16 protein-coding genes are annotated in these 14,818 nt (G+C 60.8%); 1 reads left to right on the plus strand and 15 read right to left on the minus strand.

Annotated features, from left to right (window positions below):
* Positions 1–85: 85 nt before the first annotated feature.
* The 6 genes from R6X40_RS06305 to R6X40_RS06330 all read right to left on the minus strand — a co-directional run bounded on the left by R6X40_RS06305 (position 86) and on the right by R6X40_RS06330 (position 6,220).
* Positions 86–1,021: a hypothetical protein gene (locus R6X40_RS06305; protein ID WP_318411942.1), complete on the minus strand. Its 936-nt coding sequence runs from the start codon at positions 1,019–1,021 to the stop codon at positions 86–88.
* Positions 1,018–1,398 (minus strand): hypothetical protein, encoded by a 381-nt coding sequence (locus tag R6X40_RS06310; RefSeq protein WP_318411944.1) that lies wholly within the window; start codon positions 1,396–1,398, stop codon positions 1,018–1,020. The genes R6X40_RS06305 and R6X40_RS06310 overlap by 4 nt, the downstream gene beginning before the upstream one ends.
* Positions 1,399–3,018 carry a portal protein gene (locus R6X40_RS06315; protein ID WP_318411945.1) on the minus strand — a complete coding sequence of 540 codons (1,620 nt, stop codon included), beginning with the start codon at positions 3,016–3,018 and terminating at the stop codon, positions 1,399–1,401. It lies immediately after the preceding gene.
* Entirely contained in the window at positions 3,018–3,233 is a 216-nt protein-coding gene (locus tag R6X40_RS06320; RefSeq protein ID WP_318411947.1) for a hypothetical protein, read from the minus strand. Before R6X40_RS06320 ends, R6X40_RS06315 begins: the two co-directional genes overlap by 1 nt.
* Positions 3,234–3,608: 375 nt before the next feature.
* The gene (locus R6X40_RS06325) at positions 3,609–5,219 is read right to left on the minus strand and encodes a hypothetical protein (protein ID WP_318411949.1); all 1,611 of its coding nucleotides are present in this window, start codon (positions 5,217–5,219) and stop codon (positions 3,609–3,611) included.
* 350 nt (positions 5,220–5,569) lie between these two features.
* Positions 5,570–6,220 (minus strand): hypothetical protein, encoded by a 651-nt coding sequence (locus R6X40_RS06330; RefSeq protein WP_318411951.1) that lies wholly within the window; start codon positions 6,218–6,220, stop codon positions 5,570–5,572.
* Positions 6,221–7,559: 1,339 nt separating this feature from the next.
* On the opposite strand from R6X40_RS06330, the gene R6X40_RS06335 reads away from it, so the two are divergent.
* A complete protein-coding gene (locus R6X40_RS06335; protein WP_318411953.1) occupies positions 7,560–8,075 on the plus strand; it encodes a hypothetical protein in 516 nt (171 codons plus the stop codon).
* Between the two features lie 30 nt (positions 8,076–8,105).
* Here the strand turns inward: R6X40_RS06335 and R6X40_RS06340 are convergent, their stop codons facing one another.
* From R6X40_RS06340 to R6X40_RS06380, 9 genes are all read right to left on the minus strand, one after another.
* Positions 8,106–10,034, minus strand: a complete 1,929-nt coding sequence (locus R6X40_RS06340) for a hypothetical protein (RefSeq protein WP_318411954.1) — start codon at positions 10,032–10,034, stop codon at positions 8,106–8,108.
* 69 nt (positions 10,035–10,103) lie between these two features.
* Positions 10,104–10,493: a hypothetical protein gene (locus tag R6X40_RS06345; RefSeq protein ID WP_318411956.1), complete on the minus strand. Its 390-nt coding sequence runs from the start codon at positions 10,491–10,493 to the stop codon at positions 10,104–10,106.
* A gap of 54 nt (positions 10,494–10,547) precedes the next feature.
* Positions 10,548–10,829, minus strand: coding sequence for a DUF2158 domain-containing protein (locus tag R6X40_RS06350; protein ID WP_318411957.1), 282 nt, complete (start codon positions 10,827–10,829; stop codon positions 10,548–10,550).
* 5 nt (positions 10,830–10,834) lie between these two features.
* The gene (locus R6X40_RS06355) at positions 10,835–12,232 is read right to left on the minus strand and encodes a hypothetical protein (protein ID WP_318411958.1); all 1,398 of its coding nucleotides are present in this window, start codon (positions 12,230–12,232) and stop codon (positions 10,835–10,837) included.
* Between the two features lie 26 nt (positions 12,233–12,258).
* Entirely contained in the window at positions 12,259–12,537 is a 279-nt protein-coding gene (locus R6X40_RS06360; protein ID WP_318411959.1) for a DUF2312 domain-containing protein, read from the minus strand.
* Positions 12,534–12,797 carry a hypothetical protein gene (locus R6X40_RS06365; protein WP_318411960.1) on the minus strand — a complete coding sequence of 88 codons (264 nt, stop codon included), beginning with the start codon at positions 12,795–12,797 and terminating at the stop codon, positions 12,534–12,536. The genes R6X40_RS06360 and R6X40_RS06365 overlap by 4 nt, the downstream gene beginning before the upstream one ends.
* Positions 12,790–13,917 carry a toprim domain-containing protein gene (locus R6X40_RS06370; protein ID WP_318411961.1) on the minus strand — a complete coding sequence of 376 codons (1,128 nt, stop codon included), beginning with the start codon at positions 13,915–13,917 and terminating at the stop codon, positions 12,790–12,792. The genes R6X40_RS06365 and R6X40_RS06370 overlap by 8 nt, the downstream gene beginning before the upstream one ends.
* Positions 13,914–14,228, minus strand: coding sequence for a hypothetical protein (locus R6X40_RS06375; protein ID WP_318411963.1), 315 nt, complete (start codon positions 14,226–14,228; stop codon positions 13,914–13,916). Before R6X40_RS06375 ends, R6X40_RS06370 begins: the two co-directional genes overlap by 4 nt.
* Positions 14,225–14,773 (minus strand): hypothetical protein, encoded by a 549-nt coding sequence (locus R6X40_RS06380; protein ID WP_318411965.1) that lies wholly within the window; start codon positions 14,771–14,773, stop codon positions 14,225–14,227. The genes R6X40_RS06375 and R6X40_RS06380 overlap by 4 nt, the downstream gene beginning before the upstream one ends.
* Positions 14,774–14,818: the final 45 nt, after the last annotated feature.

The raw sequence follows: 14,818 nt of genomic DNA on the forward strand, positions 1-14,818 counted from the left end.
GTGAAGGATAGCCAGCATATGGTCCAGGTCGCTCCCGTCCGGTAGCATGTCGATGCTGCCACCGGGCGGAGGCCGTTCAGTGCGATTAGTTACCGTGAACGCGTCTATAGTCGGCCTGGAGCTGATCCCACGACGCGCGATCGAACAACTGATGACCCGACGTGTTCTGCGGCAGCGCCGCGCGAGCCTGCAATTCGGCCTTCGGATCGGCGGCATGGGGCACTCCGTTGACCTGCATGGCCGGACCGCCGCCCGCACCGCCAGCGGCTGTTTTCGCCATCCATTCGAAGATCCGGTGTCCCTTCGCGCTGTCACCCAGCATCGCCTTGGCGAAATCGGCGTCGTCTTTGGCAATGCCGCCCTTATCGGCGCCACGGGCTACCATCGCATCAAGAAACGCAAAGTTTGTATTCATGCGCTGCTCGATGGCCTGCGTCTGCTCGGGCGCACTGAGGTGCTTGGCAGTCTCGGGCAAAAGCGCGGCCTTCTCGGCTGCCGCATCGACGATCGGTTCCATCAGGCCCATTTCCTGCGACACCGACAGGAACTCCTGGACTAGGCCCTGATAGACAGGAACCGGCACTTTCATCGCCAGAGCCTTGTCGGCTACACGCGCAAACAAGGGATCCGCCTTCAACGTCTCCAGGTGCGGCTTGATGGGTTCGGCTATGTCGCCGGCAAACTCGGCATAGGCATCGCGCGTGTCGGGCACGTTGTTGGCGGCATCACGGTCACGATAGCCTTTCAGGGCTTTGGCGGCGTTGTCGAGCGTTTCCTTGTTGGACTTGCCCAGCATGGTATCGGGCAGATGCTCGGGTTTGTAGATCTCTCCGGCGGCGACGGGAGGAGGTGTCACCGCCGGAGGATCGCCCGCCGATGGAGCCGGCGGGTTACCTGCAGCAACGGGAGGAACCGTCGCTGCAGGAGGCGTTGCGCCAATGGCCGCCGGCAGGTCACCGCCGCCTCCGGCCGGCGGATCACCAGGCGCGTTGCGCATCAGTCGGTCGAGGAAGGTTTTCATGAACCAGCTCCATTCTGGGATTTACGTTGGTCGTTCAGCTTTTTGCCGTGCGCGATCGAGGCAAGAATTGCCTCGGCAAAACCGTTGATCCCCTGCTTGCTCGCCGCCTGCAGGGCCGTATGCTCGATTGTTGCGCCCGTCACGCGAAGCGGCTGGCGGATGGAAATATCCATCATCCATTCGAACATCGCCCGGCCCTCGCCGGTGTGGTAAAGGCCCCACATGAACTCGGCCGTGGTCTCGTCTGGCTGGAGCGGGGCACCATTGAGGTGCGGCTTCATCAGCTCCTCGAGCGCTTCCCAGCCGCCGCCGGCGGCGCCGGCTTCCAGCATGTCGATCGGCTGGCCCGCTCGCGCGGGCAGGAATGGGCCTGACATTTATGCCGCCCTCTTCATATCCGCCATGGCGATATCCTTGATCGCACCAGGTGCCTGCTTTGCGGCCTCGGCCGCCATCATTGCCTGCAGCTGTTGTTCGCGCGCCTTCTGGATGTCGATGACGACCTGCTTGCGTTCCGCCTCGTCTGGGATCAGATCCTTTTCGATCTGGAAGCCATCGGCCACGCGTTCGAGTACCTTTTCTTCCTTCAGGTACAGCGCCTTGTTTTCCTCGCCAGCGAAGGCGAGAACGAAATCGTGATAGTTTGCAATCGCCGCGATCCGGTCTGCGTTCAATGCGGCCTGCATGGGCGAGCGGACCTTGACCGAAATCAACAAGTCGTCGACCTGGCGCATCATCGGCAGCATGCCGAACTCGTACAGGATCTCGGCAACACGCGGCACGATCACCGGCATGATTTCATTGACCAGGCGTCCGAAGGCACCGATGTGGATGTTCGCCCGTTGCTGAAGACGGCCGGCCATCTCGGAGGCAGAGCGCGGCGTCCCCTGATATTCGGGCAACCGCGTATCGAACATCGCGTTTTTGATCTGCCCCTGCAGGTCGCCGATCATCATGTTGGCGACGTTGAAGCTGGCCTGCGGAGTATCGAGGCGGGAGACATCCGGTCCCAGTACGCCGCCGGTTGCTTGCATTGCCCAGAACTCGCCGGGCCCAAGCCGCGCAGTGTCCGGATTGAACGTGCCGCCGGCGCGATAGCCCCAGATGCCGAGCATGTTGATAGCGAAGTTTTTCAGCGCCAGCTCCTGCGCCTTGTTCACAGTTTTGATCGTCGGCAACGCCGTCAAAACGACGCCACGGCCATAGGCCTCGCCTGGGACGCGATAATATCGCGGAATGGCAATCGGCTGCGTCCGATACCGTTCGTGTGTGATCAGCTTCTCGGAATTATCGAGGCGGGCTCCAAAATGCCAGCCACCACCCTGACGGCCGTCAGCCCACCAATCCTGGTACACGACGTACTCATCGGACGGCCTGGTCTTCGCCTTCTCGCGGAAATCGGCGGGAAACTCTCCGTTTTGCCATGCATCGACGATCTGATCTGCCCGCAGCATCTGTTTCCAGGACACGAGATTGACCCGGCCGAAAGCATCGGTCGATATTGCCAGCTGATCAAACGGAATGCAGGCGAACATCACCGGATTGCTCGCAGTGCCCTTTACCGGCAACAGCGCTCCGGTACCGATCGCCAGGTCCACGCACATTTCGTGCACGGCGGTATCCCAATCACCTGCTAGAAAGAACGGGTGTATCAGGCTGGAAGTCTTCGACAATTCTCGGTCGAATGTCTTCTTGTCGGACGAGGAGAGCACCATGGCGGCAAGCGGTCCGGTTTCCATCTCGAAGGTGGATTGGCCGGCAGGAAACAGATCGCGTTGGAGGTTGCCCGCGAAATACATCGCGGACATCGGCGCCGTCATGTCGAAAAGCCGATCGGGCTGGCGGGTCTTTCCGTTCGATCCGCCTGATGGCCGGCGGTGCGGCACGGCGAAATCATAGGCATCCTGGTAGATCGTCGTCCATCCCGATCGGGCGCCCCAGGTGTTGTCGACGCGCGTTTTCAGGGTCTTGATGTCAACCTGGTTGTCGCCCTGCATCAGCCGAGCACCGCGCTGGCAGAGTTCGGACCATCCTCGAAGAGCCGGCGACCGCGTGGTGCACGGCGGGTCGCGCCGATTGCCTGGCTGTTTCGGTTTGCCTCTGAGAGCTGGCGATCATTGGCTACCTGCTGCGTCTGTCGGCTTTCCTGCGCCGCTTTCGCCGCATCGTTCTTGTCGCTCCCGCCGCCAAACAACCCCTTTACCGCCTCCATGTCGATCCCCTTCGAATATCCACTCGGTTGCAACGGGCTTAAACCCGCACAGGCGGGCCATGCGCGCACCGGATATATTCCCCGGCGAAACATGGCAGACCACCACGTCACCATCTTCAACGAGGCGGACCAGCGTTGAATGCGCAAGTCGGCAAAGGGCACGCATATGCGGGCGGGCGATGATCCGGATCGAAAGACAGAACTCCCACCGCCCGGCACTGTCTGGAACGAGATACGCGACGGCCAACAAATCCTCGCCAGCGGAAATAGCCACCGTTTCGCCTTGCGCCCGCATCCAGATTGCAGCCTTACGCGCGAGCGCCCGGCCGCCCGCGCACGTGAGGCAGTCGGTCCAGCCCGCCGGCGAAAGGACACTTAGACCTGCCATACGTCAAAATCGCCGGGTTTCCGGCGTGCTTCCTGATTGAGACCCCGAGCCTCGCGCCGCTGTTGGATACTGCTGACATTGGCCGGCAGGGAATTCTTCGCCACGTCGCCGATGACGGCTGCAAGACCGCGAAAACCAAGGCAGCGATACTGCTCGGCGTCATGGACGTGCGAATATTCGTTTTTCACGACTTCCATGGAATTTGTCGCGCCGGCCGTCGCCTGCTTGGTTAGCTTGAAGTGCGCGGCAAATCCCGCGATCAGGTATCTGCAACTGGGATCGATCTGGTATCGCTGCGTCCGCCCATCGATGCGCCCTTCCAGATACCACCGAACCGCCTCCTGGCGGATGCCGGGTTCGTTCGACGGCGCAGGCATGATCGGAAAACGCAGGATGCCTTGGACGGTTTTGATCCAGTTTAGCTCCCCCGTCGCACTGTCGCCTCCGTACCAGGATGAGGGATCGGCCCATGCGCCTATGATCGGAATACCTGGGAAGCGCCGCATCAGCAGCTCCAGGAGGGCATTGGCAAATCGGGTCGGCCCGGTTCCAGGTTTCGTTGCTAGCTCTGCCAGGCAGCGGTTCTGTCCATCGGGCATGAACTGGCCGATCGTGGCGGCCGGAGACCCCCCGGCGTCCATCCCGATCGTCAGCCCCAACTGGGGAACCGGCAGAATGGTTTGGTCGGCCTTGTGCAGCTGTTCGTCGAAATCATCCTCATAGACCGGCGTTCCATCCTTGGCATAGCCCGGAAGCGAGTGCACCATGCGGCGGACAAGCTGCTTATCCTTCGTCGTCGCGGCTTCGACCTGGTACGAGGAGCGCGGCTTGCCTTTCCGGTTCTCGGCGTCATGCGCCAGGCCGCTCGGTTGGTGGAAGTGGTTATACCCAGGCTGCTTTTCCGTAATCGGGATCCGCACCGCCCAGTTGTCGATATCCGGCGGATTGTAGTCGCCCCACACGATCCGGTTCAAAACGATTTCATTCGGATCTTCCAGCTCGAGGTTCATCAGCTTCATCATCTCGCGGCCGTCACGTGACAGACGCTCGACCTCGGACGTCGCCAGTTCGTCGAGCGGCGGAAAACGGCCGGTACGCTGCAGCATCAGCGGCATGGCGTTCTCCGGCAACAGGTCGCATTCGTTGCCCCAGCCAAGCGTGATTTCGTAGCCTTTGAAGAACTCTTCCAAATTGTTATCGCCGATGGCGCCGGTCTCCATCGTGTACTCGACATTCAGCGCGTCCCAGCCGCGCTGCACCTGAAAACGCAGCGTATGCTTGACCGGCCGATCCTGCCCGCCCTCGTGTTTGTGGGTCCAGGGATGATCCTCTGGAAACATGTTATACCAGCTGGCAAGCGCCGTTGCCGCAAAGCTACGGTAGGTTTCGCGGACGCAAAGCGTCTTCACCCTCACCCATCCGTTCTTGTCTACGGCGCAATAGGCGCCAGCCAGGCGTGGCCCCTTGACGACACTCGCCACCGTCTTGCCGGAACCGCCAGGCCCCATGATCAGGTCGATCGGCCCTTTCGATTTGATGAAGGCCGCGCCCACAGGCCCGGGTGGCTCGTACTGCTTGAAATCGACACCGCTACCCATCACCCGAAACCCTTGGCAAAGCCGCAAGCCCCGCGCCCGCGCCCACTCAGCCAAAGGTGAGAGTAGTTTCGCCGCACCCCCGTTCAGTCCGGCACATGGAAACAGCGGTGTGTGTGAGCGCCGATACCCCCTCCGGGGTGGGCGCGCGCGGTTTCCAAGCGCGGCCCCTCGCGGGCGGGCGCACCCGCGAGGGTACCCCCAGGGCGGCGGCAGGCGGGGCGGGTCCTCGCGCGTGCGAGGCTGGAATGAAATGAACACCTAATCTCTAGGCAGATGACAAGCCAATGATATCAGCGGGTTAACATGCGTCCGACATTCAGCGATGATATCGGACGGCTAACCCATTGATATCACTCAGGCTGATCAAAGCGCATGGTCTCGATCACTTTGCCGCCTGTATCGCGATCGGTTGGCATCTCCCCGATCAGCATCACTCCCATGGCCTTGGTGATGACCTCGATCTCCTGCGGCTTCTTGGCATGGAAGTATGCCATCAACTCGACGTTGGCCTTCATGATCAGCGCCAGGGCGTCACCCGGCGTCATGCTTTCCTCTACCAGCTCACCCTTGCGGCGTCCTGCCACCGCCCGGTACGGCTGGGACAATTCGGCCGCCAACTCCAGCGGGTTGGCATTGGCCAGGTCAGCCAGATTGAGGGCCGGATCGCGGTAACCCATCGATAGCAGATAGTTGGCCAAGTCAACGGATCGCCGGTTCTGGCTGCCCTTCGGCCTCCCCCGCGCCCGCTTGGCAGTATCCATGATGTCCGCCACATGCTGCACCGGCCCCCCGAAAAGGCAGAACTCCCCATCGGGATCGGCAAGCAACAAAGAAGGCTGGTCGGGTTCCGGCGCGCCATCGCCCAGCTGCTGGGCCAGCCCCGACATGGCGGCCTCGGCCATCGCCCTGGTCGCGCCGACCTTCGCCGCGCGATCCGCCGAAATTTCCGGCGGCGTGTGGGCCTCAGAAGACCCCAAAAATCGCCCGTCGTCATCGGCCATGGCTATTTCCCCATTTGTTTAATCGAGCCGGAGATGTAGGCCGATCGTAGGCATGATGTCGGCCGGATTGCAGGTCTGATTTACAAGGGAAAACAGGAAGATATCCCTATAACCTACAAACCTACATAGTTTTATATTCACATGACGCGCGCGTATGCGCGTGTAAGGAACCTTGTTGGCCTGTAGGTTTGTAGGCAAAATTCACACCCTGTTGATTTTACTTGATAATTGGACCTGCAATTTGTCCTACATCGAACCTACATCGAACCTACACCGGGTTGATGCAGTCGCCACCCGCACCCGGATGACCAACGACAATCGCCGCCAGTTCTGAACGTCCCATGATTTCGCCCGTGTTCAGTGCCCGCGCACCTTTCGCTCGGATTTTTGTGGCGGGCGGCGGCTCAATAGACACGCAGAATGAAGGGCCGACGCCCGTTTGTCTCAAAATTGGCGCGGGCTCCGCTTTTCATCCCTCCGGGGCGGGGGAAAGGAGTTCAGTGCGACGGCTGTTTTGGCGAGATTGATGACGCGATTAGGACAGGGCGTGGGTTAGATGAAACCGTTCCCTATCGCGATACCGAAACATATTGAAACGACCAGCAGCGTGGTCCCGACCGCCCAGCCCTTTTCGTACTCGATCGTTTGCTGTTGTCCCCAAGCATGAAGCCTGATGTCGTCAACACTCTTGTCTCCGATCGGGACGGGCATGGGATGACGGTATGCGGTATGACGGATTGCGATCCGTGCGCACACGGTCGGAAGGGCGAAAGCGCCGAAGACAAAAGCTCCACCTATGATTATCCGCCAAGTGTCCATCTATCGCCCCATTGATTCCCCAGGAGGCCATTCTGCGCACGCATCAAGGGCGCGGGCAATCCGTCACCATCGATGGTTCGATCGCGCATGCAGCGCCTCTGGCGGTAGCTTGCCGGGCACGAACACGACAGCGACCCGCCTGCTGCCGCAACGTGGACAGCGCAGCCGCTCAGCAAGGCGTGCAAGGGGAAAGTCACGGCCGCGCGTTGCAACGAGCGTCACCATATCTAGATCGTATCGCCAAGTGCATTCGCGAACCGTCTTCAGGCCTTCGCGCTTTCCCCAGGCGCACCTGGTCGTCAGCACCCATCCCGCATCCATAGCTTCGCCGATCGTCTCAACCATACGATATGGCTAACAGAACAAAATAAGAACATCAACGCTTATGGTCTGGCGATCCCGTGTATGTTAGCTGTGAGGACAAACGACGATTCTGACGTTTCCACGCGCCTCTGCGCTCAAGCCCTTGCGAACATATGGCACGCAGGGTTCAATTCGCCGCTAAACGGGAGACAGGGCAATGACCGATTTTTTCAAGGATGCAACTCTCGGCGAGAAGGTGGCGCTGGTGCGCCTGGTGGCCGATCTGTGCGGCCGGGATGATGCCGCACGATACATGACTGCCCTCGGCCTCGATCTCGAAAAACCCTTAGCTTCGCGCAAGCCCAAGGCGGGCATAGGGTCGGAAACGGGCGAGGACTGCCTGCGCTATCTCCTTGCAGAAGCAAGGTGGGCCGATGACACCACTTCGGTAGCAGAACGAATGACGGCCGCCGTCGAGGCTGAGAGCGGAGCCCCGGCTCGCCACTACACCGAACGATATGGGATCGTCGTGAAACCGAATGAGACAGGCTGCATAGCGATCGCAAAAGACGGAAACATTTGCCGGATGTTTGAGGGCACAAGTTGGGCTCTGGGGAAGCATTTCCCAGCATTGAAAGCTTTGCCAGACGTCGAGGAGCGCAAGCGTTTCAAGTTTCGTCATGACCAAAGGGGCGATGCTCTAATCGTGCCCTTAGATTTGCTGCACATATAATGAGTGAAGGGCCGGTAAATCCGGCCTCTACTATTCCGTCTCGCGCACGCGCCCCGTCCATGCGTCATAGCCTGCGAGATCGACCAGGATGCAGTCACGTGTCTGACGGTTGATATCCACATTGGTGAAGCGTCGATCCAGATTTTGCAGAACGATCGTCTCCGGGGCCTGTTTCAGGGCATGGGTCCAACCGCCGCGATGAAAATCTGTCTCGGCAAATAGCTTATTGAGCGCCCCGTCATCGTTCTTCGGGATCGCCAGGCAATAGCCGACGCCCGGCTTGCCGATGTCACGGAGGCCAAGCCCCAACACACTGAGCTTCTGGCGCGCCTGCAGGAGCGACAAGCCTTTCTGCTCGACCTCGTCGATCATATCGCCGACGGCCGGCTTCTCACCGCCGCGATAGATGTCCAGGTGCGAACTCATCACCTTCTGTATAACTTCCTGCCACTTCGGCACTTGGTCAGCCCGCTCGGCCGCCGTCGCATGCTCCAGGGTCTCGATCAGATGATCGATGTCGAGCGCGGCCCGATCGCGGACGGAAGTGTCTGCCCGCATGCCGGCGTCGATCATACCGGTTTCGCCAACCAGCATTTCGGCGCAAGCCAGCACCGTCCCATAGGTGTCGATCGCGCGGGCATCGAAAGACAGTCGAGGATCCGACAGGATCTGCCGCCACTTCGGAAGCGTGTGGTAATAGAAGTCGTGAAACCCATCCATCAACTGGCGCAGGATCATCCGGCCGGCAACGTCGGGAATGATCGGCCGCTCCGTCGTGCGGCTCTTGTCGAGCGCCTTCAGGTTAAGGATGATCATGCGGGTGCGGTCCTGGACGCCCAGCACCGGCGGCATGATGGCGGAAAACATGAACGAGGATCGAAGCTCAAATTCGGTACCGTCGCCGTTTGCGCCGCCACGATAACCCTTGGCGCCGGAATAGCTCTGGCGAGCCAGCTCGACGATCGGCTGCTCCTTGTTGGAATTGGCCTTGCGCTCAAACTCGTCGACCGCCACCGGCCGGCTGTCCTGTTTGATGTTCTGATAGATGCCGGCGGCCGTCGTGTTGGCGGTGGTGTAGAGCGCGGAACCGAACAAGGCTTGGATGATGCCGTGCAACGTGGATTTGCCGACGCCGGCACCGCCGGTGGTAAACAGGATCGGACGGACATCGAGGGCGCCGGACAGGATCGCGGAACCGATCCAGCCCAAAAGAAAAATCGGGTCGATATACGGCCGCTCCCAATTCCATTTCATCAAATCCTGCAGGAGCGCATGCGCCGGGCTGTCATTGACGCCGATCGGCGAGTGCCACGGCTCGATGATGTCGCTGGCCTGGCTGTAGAAATAGCCGTCAAACTCAGCTGGCCTAGTCGCCTGCAGATCCCAGGCAATCGCCCGGTTGGTTTTCTTGTCGGCCGTGGTGTTGACGGAAAATAGGTATCGACCGCTGTGCCAGATAAACTTGTCCTGGGCTTTCCAGCCTCCCCGGCCGCGCACGTTCTGTTGGGGATCGAACAGACCTTTCCGGCCCGCCTCGGCGATCAGCGCCGTCACCGCCTGGTCACGCTGGATACGCTCGACCTTCGGCGGAACGTAACCTTCAGATCCGGGTTCGCCCTTCGCCTTCGACCAGGCCGGCCATGCCCAATAGAGATAATTCACAAATGGGGCGAACAGCTTGACCAGCGTTGCCAGATCCCAGCGATCGACCGCCTGCATCTCGCCGATCGCGGAGATGACGTAGACTGTCTCGCCCTTCATGCCAAGGACCGTCACCGGGCATTTCGGCGGCATGGCATCGTGCGGTGCGCCGTCCCAGGTGCCGGGCTTGATGCCGTCGCGCAAAAGGTTCGGGTTCGGATCGGAAAAAGCCGTCGCTTCGTTAACGACTTGCATTGCGTCAAGGAATAGCGCCCGGCCGCCTTTGACGCCTGCCTGTATTTTCGGTTTTTTGGTCATGTCCGCCCGCATCAAGAAGGAATTGGCCGCCGCGCCTTCTCAGCGCGGCGGGTATAGGTCTCGCAGCAATTATTGCTGGTGCGTCCCTTCAACGCCGCGCTGCATGCGGGCGAGAGTGCGGGAATGTAACCAGTGCTGCGCCTCCTCGATCTTGGTCAACGCAAGGGCGTTTTCCCTGCAGGCGAATTGGCCAGCTTGGAACGATCGCAGCCGATCGGCGACGATCGCCAGCAGAACTTCCTGCGTAACGCCATTCACTCCAGCGTCGTTGATCGGCCCATTTTGAAAAAGAATGACCAGTTCACCTTCGCGCGTGTCGTCATGGCTGGGATTATTTTCTGTCGAAAAGCCGCCAATCTCGTAACGGTGATTAGCGCCTCCGGCACCGGCCAGGTCGGTCACCGAAATGGTCAGCTTGTCGTTGGCCGGATTGACCCGGTGTTCAGTCAATGTACGCATTCGTCTCTCCTCATGTTCCGGCGAGCGGGATTGCCCGCCGGCAATCCTTCCTCGCTAGAACGAAATGTTGTCGTCGAGGTCGGCCCGCTTCAGGCATGCGACGGGCACAACGTCGCGGCAGATGTCGCGATACGAACTGCCGCCAGCGGTGCCATGCGTCCAAAGCAATTCGACGTGCTCGCCCTTAATGCCGCAGGTATCAACGAGGCCGTAGACCGTCATCTGGAAGCCACCGGATTTCAGCTGCACCAGGTCGCCGGGCTTGAACGCGCCGGCGGGCTCCGGCTTCCGACGCGGATTGGGTTTTGCGATACGCTTCAAATTTTCGGGGGCCATCGCCATCACCAGCCCCCCATGACATCGTCGAGCGGCTCCATCACCGTGTCCTCGATCGGCGTCAGCGGTCGCTCAACCGGCGGGGCCTGCCTCGCCTCGAGGCGTGCCGTTTCCTCGCGATCGTAGGCGTCGAGTTCGAGAATGACGGATGCGAAAATCTTCAGGCCGATTTCTTCCGGCCGGTTGAGATCAGCGTTTTGGCGCAATCTGGAAATGACGCGCTGCTGCGCCAGTACAGCCGGCGTCGCCCGCTCGCGGATCTGCAGGACGAGCTTGCCCAGCTCCTCGCGCTCGATGCGGTCAAGAAAATCCTCGTCGCGCAAATCGCCCTGGCCGGACAGATAGGCGTAGTGGGCAGCGCCGTTATAGGCGCTCAAAGCCGCGTAGGAGGCGACCTTGAAGATTTCCACCGGGGCGTCGGCCGTTGCGATCTCCTCTAAGGTCGCCACCGCGGCCGGGGCATTCGCTTCGCCTGCAGGCTCTGCCGTTCCGTCTGCACCGTCCACCGGACCGGCGCCAGCCTCGGCGGCGGATAATATCCCCGCTCCAGCTGCAGCATCAGGAAGCGCTTCAGAAACCACCGGCGCCGGCGCATCGGATATCCCAGCGGAACCGTCCCCCGCATCGATCGGCGTTTTGACATCGATTATTTCTCCGTCAGTTCCAGTCCCCTGATCGGGTCGCTGTTCCCCTGCAGCTGCAGGATCGCCCCGTTCCTCAACCTGATCACGCGTTCCCGTTGGCGAAGCCGTACTTCCGTCTCCGTCATAATCCCGCCGTCCGGTAGATCCGCCATCAGCCAAGCGTAAATCTTCCGGTTGATCTCCGTCATCCACTCCAACAGCTCCGGCGTGCGCGGAACTTCCGGCGCCAACGAGAGAATTTCCCCCTCCATCGGCAGCATCGCCGATCCGAATGTCGTCAGGTCGTGGCGAAGCTCCGCGATCGTTTTCGCTGCTGGCAGTGACGTCTGTGCTGGGCTCTGACGGGCTCCCGGGTACACCATCGGCACCGCTGCTCGCCTCGCCAGCACCGTTGTCGCCGTCAACAGTGGCGACTGCAGCCCCAACTTCCGCTTTTTCTTCCGCATCGCTCAATCCTCCATCCGTATCGACGAGATCCGTGCCAACCGGTTCGCCCTGGTGTTCGCCCGCGCCTGCTTCAACGGCGTCACGATCAACGTCATCCACAGCGCGTTCAGCCTCTGGTGCCGGGTCTGCTGGCGCTTCAGACGTTGTGCCCGCTTCCGGCTGCTGCTCTGCTGTGTCTTTTTCATCGGCGTCTCCCAAGATCGTAAAACCTGCATCATTGTCTGCCTGGTCCATCGCGCCATGCGGCAAACCCGGCAGTCCCGCGTCGCCGGCGTCGGCGGATGTCACTTTCCCATTTTTCTTCCTGGTCATGCTCGTCTCCTTCTGAGGTTGCAGTCTTAGTTTTCGGGGCTTTCGATCATGCCGAGTGCGGCAAGATAGGTGTCGAGGATCGCCTCCTCTTCCATGCGTTGGTCCTTGTCCTGGCGGCGGATGGCGACGACGCGCTTCAGGATCTTCACGTCGAAACCGCAGCCTTTGGCCTCGCCATAGACGTCCTTGCGTTCGTCGTTCAGGTCCTTCGCCTCTCCGTCGAGGCGCTCGATGCGCTCGACGAACTGGCGCAGCTGATCGCGGGCAATGCCGTGCGCGTCAGATCCGTTGCTGGGATAAGTCACCGGGCGAACGCCTTTTCCATCAGCGCTTCGACATGCGTCTCGGCGTCGGGCAATCGCATGCCGGTCTTCATCAGCATCACGGTGGCGCCGGAAGCGATCGACACCATTTCGTCGTCGAGCTTTTCACGCTCCTTGCGCAGCTCGGCCGCCTTGACCGTCCAGGAACCGATCGACAGGCTCCAGTCGCGGCACTGCGCGATAAACCGCTCTTCCACGGATTGGCGGCGCGCCGCCGGCGTCGTATTTTCATCTTCACTCATCACTTTCACCTTCCTGCATCAGATCGTTGAAATCATTGCCGATGTAACTGTCGATGATCGCCACCGGCTTGCCGGTCTTGACCATCGCCTCCACCGCCTGGTCGAACTGCTTTTCCGTGGCCGGGCTCTTGAAGTGATCCTTCAGGAGCACGATCGACGACACGCAAGGCAGCCAGACCGGCGCGTTGAGCATGTTGGAGAGACTGCCGGCCGCCCAGGCGCGCGCCTCAGGCGCGCAGATCGCCACGGACGCCGTCGTCTCGATGCCTTCGCCCATGATCAGTGGATGCGGCTGAAGCGCCGTTTCAGGCGGCTCGCCTTCCGGCCCGTGGGCGATCCGGATCACGGCACCCTTCGCTTCGCCGAACATGATCTTGGCGTTCTCGTCCTTGCTGACCGGCAGTTTCTGCGGTCCCATCGGGTCGAGGAATGTCATGTGAACGGCTGCCACCTGCCCGGTTGCCAGCCGCATCGCTGAATAGATGGCGGGAAACTTCGGCCCGGCCGCGATCTTGACGCGGCGGCCGTCCTGGTACCGATACTGCGCCCGTGACCAGAATTCCTGTGATGGCGCAAAACGCAGCGTCTCCAAATCCCGGTTCGGGATCTCATCGAGCGGAATGGCGCGTGCCGCGAAATAGCGCCGGGCATGGGCCTCGGCCGCACTGCCGGCGCCGTCCTGGTAGCCGCCGTTCCAGATCCGCTCGGCGTCGCCCATGCGCTTTAGCCGCTGCGCCTGGTCGTCTTCGACGTCACGCTGCTTGACCTCGCGGGTGCGCTCGTCGAGCTTGCGACGCTGATCAGATGACATCTGGCGGATGCCCGTGAAATCGCGGGCAAAAACCAAGGTCTCCCTGAAATCAATGCCTTTGATGTAGCTGATCAGCTTGATGACATCGCCGGTCTCGCCCGATCGCCAGTCCTTCCAGGCGCCACGATCGCGATCGAGCGCCACCTTGAATTCCGGGCTCTGCTCAAAATCGTTCTCGACAGGGTTATGGGCAACCCACAACCGGCCCTGCCGACGGCCGTCCGGAGGCGGCAGGAGTTTTCGGCACAGAAGCTCAATATCGTCCTTCAGCTTCTGCTTGATCTGGGGAAGGTCGGAGGAGCGGTTCATGCATCCACCGTCGTTTTGGTGTCGGTCAACATCTTCGTGAACATGGAGATATCGGTCTTGCGCTTGATCAGCGGTCGGAAGCAGCTGGCATCCCACGACACCGTCGCAAACAATGGCCCGTCCTGCTGGCGCTCGGGTATCTCGGAAAAAAACAGGAAAACAGCATCCCCGACGCGCCGGACCTCTGAAACCGTCATGACCTCGTTGATCATGGGAACACGGGTTGGCACTGAAAACGGTCCGCAAACCGCATAGCCCCAATCTTCCTTGATGCAGACGCATTGCACGCCCGGCTTTGCCCAGTCGCTCATCCTTCAAAGGCTCCTTCCACCGCTGATAAAATCGCCTCGATCTCGGGATTGCCGCGATCGTCCTCGATTTCGCCCATGGCGCAGCTGACATTGGATTTGCTCATGCCGGCCGCCCTGGCGAGATCCGCCTGCGGCAGGTTGAGATATTGATTGGCGATGTAGAGCGCGACGCGGCGCAGGTTGGCCGCCTTCAGCCATTGCGGATCCGCCGTCGCGCGCCTGGCCGGGTCGGCCGACAGGATGAATTGTGGCGAAACGCCGGCGGCCTGGGCGACGAAGGCGATCGACATACGATATTGAGCGGCGACCCGGCTTGCCGATGGCGTGCGGCCGTCCGTCGTCTTATCCCTCTCCATCTCCTTACGAACCCGCTTCAGCTCGGCGATCGCCAACTGGATCCGGGAGGAAGTCTTGCGGGTCAATTTCCGACGCCCGGTTCGGATAGCGTAGAGATAGCGCGCCTCGATGCGGGCGGTCTGCAACACTTCGCATTCCGGAAACCCCGCCATGGCAATCGCGCTGTCGATCTCGACAATAGAATTCATCAGTCAGCCCCATGAAAAGGCCGTACGCGGTACAAATCGGCATGC

The sequence above is a fragment of the Rhizobium sp. PL01 genome (assembly GCF_033447125.1).
Lineage (GTDB): Bacteria > Pseudomonadota > Alphaproteobacteria > Rhizobiales > Rhizobiaceae > Pararhizobium.

Excerpts from the sequence above, each read along its gene's own strand:
- R6X40_RS06315 (WP_318411945.1), bottom strand. The coding sequence starts at position 3,018 with ATGCAGGGCGACAACCAGGTTGACATCAAGACCCTGAAAACGCGCGTC.
- R6X40_RS06370 (WP_318411961.1), bottom strand. The coding sequence starts at position 13,917 with ATGAACCGCTCCTCCGACCTTCCCCAGATCAAGCAGAAGCTGAAGGAC.
- R6X40_RS06350 (WP_318411957.1), bottom strand. The coding sequence starts at position 10,829 with ATGGCCCCCGAAAATTTGAAGCGTATCGCAAAACCCAATCCGCGTCGG.
- R6X40_RS06355 (WP_318411958.1), bottom strand. The coding sequence starts at position 12,232 with ATGACCAGGAAGAAAAATGGGAAAGTGACATCCGCCGACGCCGGCGAC.
- R6X40_RS06305 (WP_318411942.1), bottom strand. The coding sequence starts at position 1,021 with ATGAAAACCTTCCTCGACCGACTGATGCGCAACGCGCCTGGTGATCCG.
- R6X40_RS06335 (WP_318411953.1), top strand. The coding sequence starts at position 7,560 with ATGACCGATTTTTTCAAGGATGCAACTCTCGGCGAGAAGGTGGCGCTG.
- R6X40_RS06320 (WP_318411947.1), bottom strand. The coding sequence starts at position 3,233 with ATGGAGGCGGTAAAGGGGTTGTTTGGCGGCGGGAGCGACAAGAACGAT.
- R6X40_RS06365 (WP_318411960.1), bottom strand. The coding sequence starts at position 12,797 with ATGAGTGAAGATGAAAATACGACGCCGGCGGCGCGCCGCCAATCCGTG.
- R6X40_RS06325 (WP_318411949.1), bottom strand. The coding sequence starts at position 5,219 with ATGGGTAGCGGTGTCGATTTCAAGCAGTACGAGCCACCCGGGCCTGTG.
- R6X40_RS06380 (WP_318411965.1), bottom strand. The coding sequence starts at position 14,773 with ATGAATTCTATTGTCGAGATCGACAGCGCGATTGCCATGGCGGGGTTT.
- R6X40_RS06345 (WP_318411956.1), bottom strand. The coding sequence starts at position 10,493 with ATGCGTACATTGACTGAACACCGGGTCAATCCGGCCAACGACAAGCTG.
- R6X40_RS06330 (WP_318411951.1), bottom strand. The coding sequence starts at position 6,220 with ATGGCCGATGACGACGGGCGATTTTTGGGGTCTTCTGAGGCCCACACG.
- R6X40_RS06375 (WP_318411963.1), bottom strand. The coding sequence starts at position 14,228 with ATGAGCGACTGGGCAAAGCCGGGCGTGCAATGCGTCTGCATCAAGGAA.
- R6X40_RS06310 (WP_318411944.1), bottom strand. The coding sequence starts at position 1,398 with ATGTCAGGCCCATTCCTGCCCGCGCGAGCGGGCCAGCCGATCGACATG.
- R6X40_RS06340 (WP_318411954.1), bottom strand. The coding sequence starts at position 10,034 with ATGACCAAAAAACCGAAAATACAGGCAGGCGTCAAAGGCGGCCGGGCG.